This window comes from Stenotrophomonas sp. STEN014 (assembly GCF_056760315.1).
The window spans coordinates 357,731-367,927 of sequence record NZ_JBRREN010000003.1 but is presented as its reverse complement, the minus strand read 5'-3'; the positions used below and the strand labels follow the sequence as shown (position 1 = coordinate 367,927).

Annotated in this window: 11 protein-coding genes; all 11 read right to left on the bottom strand. The window is 69.4% G+C overall.

Annotation, left to right across the window (positions count from 1 at the left end):
* A partial coding sequence (locus ACVOMC_RS06640) for a hypothetical protein (RefSeq protein WP_481523322.1) occupies positions 1–589 on the bottom strand: 589 nt, incomplete at its 3' end.
* Positions 579–1,199 carry a type II secretion system protein GspM gene (gene gspM / locus ACVOMC_RS06635; protein WP_481523321.1) on the bottom strand — a complete coding sequence of 207 codons (621 nt, stop codon included), beginning with the start codon at positions 1,197–1,199 and terminating at the stop codon, positions 579–581. The genes ACVOMC_RS06640 and gspM, both read right to left, overlap by 11 nt.
* Positions 1,174–2,295, bottom strand: a complete 1,122-nt coding sequence (locus ACVOMC_RS06630; RefSeq protein WP_481523320.1) for a PilN domain-containing protein — start codon at positions 2,293–2,295, stop codon at positions 1,174–1,176. Before ACVOMC_RS06630 ends, gspM begins: the two co-directional genes overlap by 26 nt.
* Positions 2,292–3,149 (bottom strand): type II secretion system minor pseudopilin, encoded by an 858-nt coding sequence (locus ACVOMC_RS06625; RefSeq protein WP_481523319.1) that lies wholly within the window; start codon positions 3,147–3,149, stop codon positions 2,292–2,294. Before ACVOMC_RS06625 ends, ACVOMC_RS06630 begins: the two co-directional genes overlap by 4 nt.
* Positions 3,146–3,793, bottom strand: coding sequence for a type II secretion system protein J (locus ACVOMC_RS06620; RefSeq protein WP_481523318.1), 648 nt, complete (start codon positions 3,791–3,793; stop codon positions 3,146–3,148). The genes ACVOMC_RS06625 and ACVOMC_RS06620 overlap by 4 nt, the downstream gene beginning before the upstream one ends.
* Positions 3,790–4,188 carry a type II secretion system protein XpsI gene (gene xpsI, locus ACVOMC_RS06615; protein ID WP_481523317.1) on the bottom strand — a complete coding sequence of 133 codons (399 nt, stop codon included), beginning with the start codon at positions 4,186–4,188 and terminating at the stop codon, positions 3,790–3,792. Before xpsI ends, ACVOMC_RS06620 begins: the two co-directional genes overlap by 4 nt.
* Positions 4,185–4,625, bottom strand: coding sequence for a type II secretion system protein XpsH (gene xpsH / locus ACVOMC_RS06610; RefSeq protein ID WP_241772707.1), 441 nt, complete (start codon positions 4,623–4,625; stop codon positions 4,185–4,187). The genes xpsI and xpsH overlap by 4 nt, the downstream gene beginning before the upstream one ends.
* Positions 4,626–4,705: 80 nt before the next feature.
* Positions 4,706–5,134 (bottom strand): type II secretion system major pseudopilin GspG, encoded by a 429-nt coding sequence (gene gspG / locus ACVOMC_RS06605; RefSeq protein WP_481523316.1) that lies wholly within the window; start codon positions 5,132–5,134, stop codon positions 4,706–4,708.
* Between the two features lie 32 nt (positions 5,135–5,166).
* Positions 5,167–6,384 (bottom strand): type II secretion system protein XpsF, encoded by a 1,218-nt coding sequence (xpsF, locus tag ACVOMC_RS06600; RefSeq protein ID WP_481523335.1) that lies wholly within the window; start codon positions 6,382–6,384, stop codon positions 5,167–5,169.
* 40 nt (positions 6,385–6,424) lie between these two features.
* Entirely contained in the window at positions 6,425–8,146 is a 1,722-nt protein-coding gene (gene gspE, locus ACVOMC_RS06595; RefSeq protein WP_481523315.1) for a type II secretion system ATPase GspE, read from the bottom strand.
* Positions 8,147–8,272: 126 nt separating this feature from the next.
* Positions 8,273–10,138: a S8 family peptidase gene (locus tag ACVOMC_RS06590; RefSeq protein ID WP_481523314.1), complete on the bottom strand. Its 1,866-nt coding sequence runs from the start codon at positions 10,136–10,138 to the stop codon at positions 8,273–8,275.
* Positions 10,139–10,197 lie beyond the last annotated feature (59 nt).

Below are 10,197 nucleotides of genomic sequence, written 5' to 3'. Positions count from 1 at the left end.
GGGCATCCCCCCCCCCCCCGGGGAACGCGCCGGGGGCGGGGGGGTGCCCCCCCCGGGGGGGGGCCGCGGGCGCCGGGGGGCGGGCCGCGGGGCCGGGGGGGGGGCCCCCCCCGCTTCCGTTGAACACCTGCAACTGCAGCTGCAAGGTACCCGGCGGCCCCGACACCACCGCGCTGCGCGGCGCCAGGGACAGCAACTGCCAGCCGGCCACCGGTTCGCCGCCCAGCCGCAGGCGCAAGGACTGGCCCTGATCGGTGGTCAGCGTTGCCAACGCCGTGCCCGGAGCCATCAACACGCCGGTCAGCCGCACCGCCGTCGCTGCCTGGCCGTCCGCCTCCAGAACAAACGGGTGCGGCTGGCGGTCCGGCGCGAACAGCGGACGCGAGGTGGCGGCGGCGTAATCGCCCGCCGGCCCGAGCCGGTCTGGAGCGGGCGCAGGGATCCGCGGAAGGGCCGGGGCGACCCGGTCATCGGCCGGCCCCGGCAGCCGGCTGCCGAGCCCGCACAGCGTGGCGATCCACCCCAGCAGTGCCCATGCCGCCAGCGTCGCCAGCCACCAGGTCCGCAATCCAGCCGCGTCAGGGCGCATGCACCGCTCCTGCCGCCGGCCCGTGCGGTTGCGGGCGCAGATAGCCGGCCAGCTCGAAGGCCGCATCCAGTCCGCCGCCACTGGCGCCCGGCGGCGTGGCGGCGGGTTGGGCGAGGATATCCAGACGGGTGACCTCCAGATAAGGACTGCCACTTTCCAGGGCATGCAGCACGGCGATCAGCTCGCGGTTGCCGCAGCGCAGCCGCGCCTGGATCGCAACGCGCACGAAGCGCCCGCTGTGATCGGCCGGCAACGGCGAGCGGTCACTGATCGCGCAGCTGCGATTGCCCGGACTGGCCTGGCGCACCGCCGTTTCCAGTCGCTGCACCAGCGCCGAGGCCGCCAGCTCGGGCGATAGCTCGTCCATGAACCCGGGTTGCAGGGCCAGTTGCTGTTGCGCCTGTTGCAGGCGCTGGGCGATCTGCGGCGCCTGCCGCAACTGCAGGGCGATGCGCTGCTGGCGTTCCTGCAACGCCGCCACCTGCGCATCCACCTCCTGCAACGGCCGGGTGAACAGCGGGTGGATCAGCAGCAGATAGACCAGCGCCAGCGCCAGCAACAGCAGGGCCAGGGCCAGCCAGCGGTCACGGCGTGTGGGGGACAGCGCCATCGGCGGTCTCCATCACGGGCGGTTGCAGCTCGGCAACGAGCGTGAAGCGGTCACGGCCGCCCGTCGATTGCAACACGCCGGTCAATGCCGGTGTCTTCCAGTGCGGAGAATCCTCCAGCAGCGGCACCAGCGCCGAAGCGCTGCCACTGAAGCCGATCAGCTGCAGGCGGCCATTTTCCACGTCCAGTTTTTCAACCCAGGTGTCTTCCGGCAGTCGCAGGCTCAATTCGTCGAGCAGCCCGGTCATCGCCACCTGCTGCGTGCCGCGTTGCGTGAAAAACGCCTGTCCATCGAGCAGATCCTGCAACTGCTGCCGCTGCGCGGACACCGCGCGCGCGCGCGCCGCCAACCCGTCGACCTGGGTGGCCAGCGCCGCGGCCGCCTGTCGGCGGTTGTCCAGCAACTGCCAGCCGGCCAAGACCAGCATGACCAGCGCCGCGAGCAGCAGCAGGCGATTGAACCGTCGCAGCGGTTGCTGCCGCTGCCGGCGCTGTGCCAGCGGCAGCAGATTCACCGCCAATGGCTCGCCATCGGTATCCAGCACGTCCACCCCGTCGAGCTGGCCGGCCCAGGCCTCGCGCGGCGACATCAGCGTTTCCAGCTGCTGCCGCGGCGCCACCACCAGCTCCACCTCCAACGGTCCGTCGCCATGACGCGATACCACCCGCACATCGAAGAACACCTGGTCGGCGGAAAAAGGCGTCTGCCGGTCGATCTCGAAGCGCACCACTTCCCGCAGCCGGGTCTCGGCCGCGGCCGGCAATTGCAAGCGCCGACGTAGCACCGCCGTGGCGGGCAGCACCGCAACGCGGGGCAGCGCGCGCTCCTGCGCCGGCAAGGCCGACTCCAGCACCGCTGGTGTCACCGGCGCCACCAGCCGCTGCAGCGGCACGGTCCGGCCGGCCCGGCAGCACGAAACCTGCACCGCGTCGGGTGCTGGCGACAACAGCAGGCGCGCGTCCGAACAACCCAGCAAGACCCGCCATTGCGCCGGCAGCCAGGACAGCAGGGCGCGCGACCACCAGTGCCGGAAACCTCCGATCCCCGGTGCAAGGTGTGCCCCCAACTTTTCCAGACTTCCCCGCACCGCCGTCATCGTGCCGCCGCTCCCTGTTCCCAGCGTATTACCGTGTAGCCGCCTGTCCCCGCGCCGCTGCCTGCGCGGACCACCGCGCGCAGCACCACCTGACGCTCGCCGCCGAGCTGCACCCGGCTGTCGATACTATAAGTGCCGTTGCCGGCCGATGCCGGCGGCGCGGGCGAAGTTCCATCGATGACGGCCATGGCGCCCCGCTCACGTGCGGCGATGACCTGCGCGGGCTCCAGCCCCATTGCGGTCAATACCGGTGCGGCGGCAAAACGGACGTCCGGCTGCGGAGTGCCGAACACCGTCACCAGCGGCGCCAGCCGCGTGTACAGCGCCGCATCCATGCCCAGCAGCAGCTGCAGCTCGCCGACAGTCTCGAACGGTGCGTTCTTGGCGCCATACGGCAGACCGGCGGCGGCATAGTCTGCGGACTCGGCACCGCCGGCCGGTTGCAGCAACCCGTCGCGGTCGCGCCAGTCGACCATCGCCCCGGCCAGTTGCGAGGCCCGCGCCGGCTCCACCGCCAGCGCCCGCAGCAGCCCTTCCAGCAGGGGCCGCTCGGCCAGGTTCAGATCGACCTTGCCGGTTTCAGCCACGATCCGCAGTTCCACGGTGCGGCCATCGAACTGCCAGCGATAGGGACGCCCATCGGCCTGCCACGCCGGCCGCAGCGGATCGGGCCGCAGGCGCGAGAGCGCATATTCCAGACCGGCGCGCGCGGTCTGCTGACCGGCGGCCATCTGCGCAAGCACCCGGCCCTGCAGGTATTCCACCTTGGCGGTGAGCGCGAACGTGCCGATGGTGGCGGCCAGCAACGCCACCAGCCACAACACCAGCACCAGTGCGGCGCCACGCGACCTCATCGCCATCCCCCGGCACGGCCGTACTGCGGCGGGGCCACCAGCAGCGGCGGCCAGGCAGGTCCCTGCTGCGGAATGATCTCGATGGATACCAGCACCGGCAGCCGCGCCGGCGTTGCCCACTGCTCCTGCCAGTCCATCAGCGCACCGGTACGCGGATCACGACCGCGGTAGCGCAACCGTACCGCCTTCAATCCATCGACCAGCAGCTCGGCGCCACGTACCGGTTGCTCTTCAATGCGCGTGCCTGCCTGCAGCAGGGTCAGCGAGAGCGTCAGCCGCAGCGCCTGTCCGTCGTCCTGAACCTCCAGCTCATGCAGGTAGGGGCCCCCGCGGCCGAGATAGTCCGGCACCTCGGCGACAAACTGCAGATGCCGCGCATCGCCGATGAACACCGGTGCGGTGCCGGTTTCAGGATCGACGGCGCCGATCGCCAGCGGCATCGCCGCGCTCAAGCGCCGGCGCAGAAAGCCATCGACTGCGCGCATCCGTTCGTTGCCGCTGGCGAGGGTCTCACCGCGGGTACTGACCGCCAGTGTCGAACGCACTGCGGCGAACGCCAGCGCCATGCCGGCGGCAAGCAACACCGTGGCCAGCAGGATTTCGATCAGGGTGAAGCCGCCCATCGCACGTGACCGTGACCTCATGGCAACCCCTCGGCAACCGCCGGGCTGCGCAGTCGCAACGTGCGCCAGCGCAACTGCTCGGCCGGTGCCTGGCCCCAGCGCACCTGCAGATCCAGCTGCCACAGCGCCGCGTCCGGCGCGGTCTGGCGCGGCTCCAGGTAAGGCGTCACCTCCAGCGTCCAGCGATAGCGGCCCTGCTCCCAGTCGCCCTGGCGCCGTCCCGCCGCCAACGGGGCCTCGATACCGGCCGCCGTCAGCAGCGACTGTGCATGCAAGGCCGCGCGCCCCTGCGCGTCGGCCGTGCGCACCTGCCGCGCGGCCCCGGACAGGCTGCCCAGCAACAGGGTCATCGCCAGCGCCAGCAACGCGAACGCGACGATCACCTCGATCAGCGAATAACCGCGCTGCCGCTTCATCGCGCCGCATCCGCGCGCACCGGGCCCGAGCTCACCTCACCGGTGATCCAGCTCACATCCACCCGCCACACCGCACTGCCCGAACTCAGCTCGATACGCCCGCCGGTGGAGGCGCCGTCTTCAAAAAAACCGATCACGCCTTCGTCAGTGCGCGCCTGTGCCTGACGGGCACCGGCAAAGCGCACCGCCAGGGCGGCCGGCAGCTGGCCATCACGCCCGCCAGCGGCCTGCCAACGGCGCGTGCGCGGATCGATGCTGAAGCGCTGCGGCACGCCGCTGACGACAGCCTGGGTGCGGGTATGCCGCAGCTGCGCGGCCACCTCCTTGCCGGCCGAACGCAGACGCATGCCGGCCAGCCCGCCGTTCATCGCCATCGCCGCGATCAGGCCAATGGCCGCCATCAAGGCCAGCACCAGCAGCATCTCCAGCAACGACATGCCCGCCACCGCTGGCCGGCGGTACGCGCGATGCGGCCGCTGATGCGGAAAAACGGGCGCGGACAGCGTGGGCATCGGTCTTACTCGACGCTGATGTCCGCGTCGTAACTGGTGCCACCGGGGCGGCCGTCCTTGCCCAGACTTTTCAGATCGAACGGGCCGGCTTCGCCCGGCACCCGGTACTCGATGGCATGACCCCACGGATCATTGAACTCGCTGGGTTTGGCATACGGCCCCAGCCAGCCGCTGACCCCGGCCGGCTGCGCGGCCAGATCCTCGAGCTTGGCCGGCAGCCGGCCGGTATCGAGCTGGAAGTTCTCCACCTTGCCGGCCAGGGTCTGGATCTGGGTCTTGGCCAGATTGGCTTTGCCACGGTCCGCCCCGCCCAGTACGCGACTGCCGACCACGGTAAGCACCGCGCCGATCAACACGATCACGATGATGATTTCCAGCAGGCTCATGCCCGCCTGGTGGCGGCGCGCGTGCGGTGCTCGTTGGGTGCGTTTCATGACAATCTCCACAGTTGCGGCATTTTCCGGATTCAGCCGATGGCATTGGTCAGGTCGTACAGCGGCACCAGCACGGCGATGATCACCATGCCGACCACCGCCGCCAGCAGCAGGGTGATCACCGGCACCAGCGCGGCAAGCAGGCGGTCGATGGCCCGCGCGGTTTCCTGTTCGAAGGTGTCGGCGGTCTTGTGCAGCATGCTTTCCAGTGCGCCGGACTCCTCGCCCACCTGGATCATCTGCAGCGCCAGCCGCGGGAACCGGCCGTTGCGGCCCAGCGCGGTGGACAGGCCGATGCCGTTTTTCACGTCCTCACGGGCGGCGCCGACATCGGCGGCCAGCGCGCGGTTGCCCAGCACATTGCGGGCGATCCCCAGCCCGGCCAGCAGCGGCACGCCGTTGTGCAGCAAGGTGCCCAGCGTGCGCGCCAGCCGCGCGGTTTCCAGCTTGCCCAGCAACGGGCCGACCATCGGCCGCCGCAGCAGCCAGCCGTCAAAGGCCAGGCGGAAATCCGGATCGCGCCGTTTGCGTTCGACCCACAGCAGCGCCAGCGCCGGCACCACCAGCAGCACGATCCACCCGTCGCGCACCAGCAGACCCAGCTGCAGCACCGCCCGGGTGAACCACGGCAGCGCCACCTCCAGGCTTTCATACATCTGCGCGAACTGCGGCACCACGTAGCCGAGCAGGAACAGTAGCGCAAGCCCCACCACCAGCAGCAGGATCGCCGGGTAGATCAGCGCGTTGATCACCCGCCCCTTCAACTGCTGGCTGCGCTCCAGATAATCGGCCAGGCGCTGCAGCGTTTCATGCAGACTGCCGCCGGCCTCACCGGCGCGCACCATGTTCACGTACAACCGCGAGAACACCCCGTGCTGATGCTCCAGCGCCTGCGACAGCGGTGCACCGGCGCGCACCGTCTGGCGGATATCGCCGATCACCCGCTGCTGGGCCGCATCCTCGGGCGTCTCCAGCAGAATCGACAACGCCCGGTCCAGCGGCTGCCCCGCCCCCAGCAAGGTGGCCAGCTGCTGGGTGAACCGCACCAGCGCGGCGCCATCGAACGGACGCCGGCGCCACGGCTTCCAGCCGCCGCCCGCGACACCCGAACCACTGGACAGGCGCACCTCGACCGGCAGATGGCCCTGTTCCTGCAGGCGCGCGACCACCTCGCTGTCGCTGGCCGCTTCCTGCTGCCCGTCGAGCAGCTCGCCGCGCGTATCCAGCGCCTTGTAGCGGTACAGCGGCATCAGCAATGCGTCTCCGGATGGAGCGATCCCAGACAACGGCTCATGCGTCCTCCGTCACCCGCAGCACTTCTTCCAGCGTGGTTTCGCCACGCAGGGCTTTGCCGATGCCGTTCTCGTACATGGTGCGCATGCCGGCCGCACGCGCGAGCTGCTCGATCTCGCCCATGCCCGCCTTGCGCATCACCGCACCGCGCAGCGCATCGTCCATCACCAGGAATTCGACAATGGTCGTGCGGCCCAGATAGCCGGTAGGTGCCAGCGCCGAGGGCTGCGGCCGGTACAGGTGGATCTCACCCTGCGGCTGGAAGCGGCGCAGGTCGAAGCGTTCGATTTCTTCCGGCGATGCTTGATAACGCAAGGCGTGGGTCGGCTCCAGCCGCCGCACCAGACGCTGGGCGAGGATGCCGTTGATGGTGGAGGTGAGCAGGTAATCCTCCACGCCCATGTCCAGCAGCCGGGTGATGCCGCCGGCGGCGTTGTTGGTATGCAGGGTGGACAGCACCAGATGGCCGGTGAGCGCGGACTGGATGGCGATGCGCGCGGTTTCCACATCGCGCATCTCGCCGATCATGATGATGTCCGGGTCCTGGCGCACGATGCTGCGCAGCGCGCTGGCGAAATCCAGCCCGATCTGCGGCTTGGCCTGGATCTGGTTGATGCCTTCGAGCTGGTACTCGACCGGGTCCTCGACGGTGATGATTTTCACCTGGTCGGTGTTGAGCTGGCTCAGCGCGGTGTACAGCGTGGTGGTCTTGCCCGAGCCGGTCGGACCGGTGACCAGCAGGATGCCGTGCGGCTGCTCCAGCACCTTGCGGAACTGCGGCAGGAAGGCCTCGTCAAAGCCCAGCCGCTGGAAGTCGAACACCACCGTCTCGCGGTCCAGCAGGCGCATCACCACGCTTTCGCCATGCGCGGTGGGCATGGTGCTCACGCGCAGGTCCAGCTCCTTGCCCTGCACCCGCAGCATGATGCGGCCGTCCTGCGGCAGCCGCCGCTCGGCAATGTTGAGCCGCGCCATGATCTTGATACGGCTGATCACCGCGGCGGTGAGATTCACCGGCGGGCTCTCGCCATCGACCAATACGCCGTCGACGCGGTAACGCACCTTCAGGCGGTTCTCGAACGGCTCGACATGGATGTCCGAGGCGCGCAGCTCCACCGCCCGCTGGATCAGCAGATTCACCAGCCGGATCACCGGCGCTTCGGAAGCCAGATCGCGCAGGTGCTCGATGTCATCGAGCGGCGCAGCCTCGCCATCGGTCGATTCCAGCAGTGCATCCATCGCGCTGCGGCCCTGGCCGTGCCAGCGTTCGATCAGGTCGGCGATCTCGCTGCGCACGCCGACCGCCGGTGCGACCTCGCAGCCGGTGGCCAGCTGGATCGCTTCGATCGCGTAGCGGTCATAGGGATCGGCCATCCACAACGCGATACGCCCGCGCTGCTCGCCCAGCGGCAAGACATGGAACTGTTTGAGAAAGCGCAGCGCGATCGGTTGCACATCCTCGACCAGCTCGGGCGGCGCGGTTGGCACGTCTTTGACCCCCAGCAGGCGCAGGCCAAGCACCTGCGCGCAGGCGTCGGCATGATCGCGCTCGGATACCAGTCCCAGCCGTCCCAGCAACCCCAGCAGATCGCCGCCGGCATCGCGCTGCAGTTGCCGCGCACGCAGCAGATCCGGCTCTTTCAGCCGGCCCTGGGCCAGCAGCAGCTGGATGATGCGTTCGGCAGGCGCAAGAGTGGCGTCGTTGGCTACCGCGTTCACGCAATCCTCCTGTGTTGCCGGAACTTTAGCAGTTCGCCCGCGCGTTCCGTCCGCGCGCAGCAACCGATGGCGCATATAAAGGAAACCCCGGCAATGCCGGGGTTCCCGGATACCACCGTCGATCACTTACTGGCGTGCCACCAGGCTCACCCCGCTGTAGGCCGAAGCCCCCACCAGCTTGATGTAGTAGGTCCCCGCCGCCGGCGCGGTGAAGCGCACCGTCTCGCTGTTGCCGGCGCGCGCGGACTTGGCGTCGAATACGGTGCTGCTCGGCTCCTCGCCCAGGCGGACGTACAACGAGACATTGCCGGTACCGCCGTAGGTGAGGATGCTCAGCACCGCGCCGGCCTGTGCCTGGAAGCTGTACAGCGCTTCGCTGCCGGCCGCACCGGCCAGACCGGACACCACCACCTTGTTGGTCAGCGGCGTGGCGACCGGGCCGCAGGTGTCCACCGCCGGATCGCACGGCACCTCCAACGCCTTGTCCAGCGCGGCTTTGGCATTGACGATACCGCTGCCGATCGGCGTGGCGGCCGGGATGGTCACCGGGAACGGCCGCGCGGTCTGTTTCAGCAGCGCTTCGAGCTGGGCCGGGGTGAGGATGTCGCGATTGGCTGCTGCCAGTGCCCCCTGCACCAGCGCGCCCACCGCGGCGACATGCGGCGAGGCCATCGAGGTGCCGCCCATGCCCATATAGCTGTAGGCGCCGGAGGTGGGCGTGGTCGTGCCGTTGTAGCCGGCCTGCCAGACATAGCCGCCCGGATTGCCGTCGACCCCGCCGCCACCGCCGGGACCGGACAGATCCACCACCGCACCATAGTTGGAGTACGAGGCGATGCCACCGGTAATACGGGTCGCGCCCACCGCCACCACGTTGTTGCAGCTGGCCGGACGGTAGTTGCCGGCGTTGGCCGCGCTGTTGCCTGCGGCCACCACCACGGTGGTGCCACGCGACACCGCGCCGTTGATCGCATCCTGGTAGACGCTGCCGCAGGTGCCGTTGCCACCCAGACTCATGTTGATGATCTCGGCCGGAGTGGCATTGGCCGGAATACCGGCCACGCTGCCACCGGAAGCCCAGGTCACCGCATCGGCGATGTCGGACAGGTAGCCACCGCATTTGCCGAGAACGCGCACCGGCAGCACCTGCGACTTGTAGGCGACCCCGGCCATGCCGATCCCGTTGTTGGTCGCCTCGGCGATGGTGCCGGCGACGTGGGTGCCGTGCCAGGAGCTGTCCTCGGCCGGGGTGTTGGGGCCGCATTCGTTGGCCGTGGCCACCCAGTCGCCATAGTCCAGCGCACCCGGCACACGGTCATCGGTGGGGCGCCGCGAGGTCTCGGCATCGGAAATGAAGTCATAGCCCTGCAGCAGGTTGCCGGCGAAATCCGGATGGCCCGGCAGGATCCCGGTATCCAGCACCGCCACCACCACGCCTTCGCCCTGGGCGATGTCCCACGCCGCCGGCGCGTTGATGCCCCCGGCGGCGTTGTGCAGGTGCCACTGGTAGGTCTGGTAGTACTGGTCGTTGGGGACCAGCTGCGGCTGTTCCTTCGCCTTGGGCGAATCCACACGCTGCAGTTTGACGTCGGCTTCGGCGTACAGCACCGCCGGATCGGCGGCGATTTCGGCCACCACCTTGTCCAGCTCGGCCCGGTTGAGCCGGGCATCGAGGCGCATCAGATCCGCGCCCACCCCCAGCGTGCGCACATGCTCGGCCCGGATCGCCGCAGCACGGGCCTTGCCTGCGCCGAGGCTGGCACGGGACAGCGCCGACTGCACCACCGACACTTTGCTGGAACGGTCGCGCGCGGCGGCGCTGCCGGTACGGTATTTGACAATGATGCGGCTGGAGCTCTGGACCGCCGCCGGCGCCGCCTGCACCGGCTCCTTGACCTGCAGCTGCGGCGCGGCATGGGCGGCAGCCCCCACCGTCAGGGTCAGCACCGCGGCGGCGATGGCGTTGATGCGAAGGTTGTGCTTGTTGATCACGTTGACGTCCTCTTCAAGTCCATGGATCAGGCGACAGTTCTGGCCAAAAACCTCCTGCG

Excerpts from the sequence above, each read along its gene's own strand:
- gspM (WP_481523321.1), bottom strand. The coding sequence starts at position 1,199 with ATGGCGCTGTCCCCCACACGCCGTGACCGCTGGCTGGCCCTGGCCCTG.
- xpsF (WP_481523335.1), bottom strand. The coding sequence starts at position 6,384 with ATGCCGCTGTACCGCTACAAGGCGCTGGATACGCGCGGCGAGCTGCTC.
- gspG (WP_481523316.1), bottom strand. The coding sequence starts at position 5,134 with ATGAAACGCACCCAACGAGCACCGCACGCGCGCCGCCACCAGGCGGGC.
- xpsI (WP_481523317.1), bottom strand. The coding sequence starts at position 4,188 with ATGAAGCGGCAGCGCGGTTATTCGCTGATCGAGGTGATCGTCGCGTTC.
- xpsH (WP_241772707.1), bottom strand. The coding sequence starts at position 4,625 with ATGTCGTTGCTGGAGATGCTGCTGGTGCTGGCCTTGATGGCGGCCATT.
- ACVOMC_RS06625 (WP_481523319.1), bottom strand. The coding sequence starts at position 3,149 with ATGAGGTCGCGTGGCGCCGCACTGGTGCTGGTGTTGTGGCTGGTGGCG.
- ACVOMC_RS06630 (WP_481523320.1), bottom strand. The coding sequence starts at position 2,295 with ATGACGGCGGTGCGGGGAAGTCTGGAAAAGTTGGGGGCACACCTTGCA.
- ACVOMC_RS06620 (WP_481523318.1), bottom strand. The coding sequence starts at position 3,793 with ATGAGGTCACGGTCACGTGCGATGGGCGGCTTCACCCTGATCGAAATC.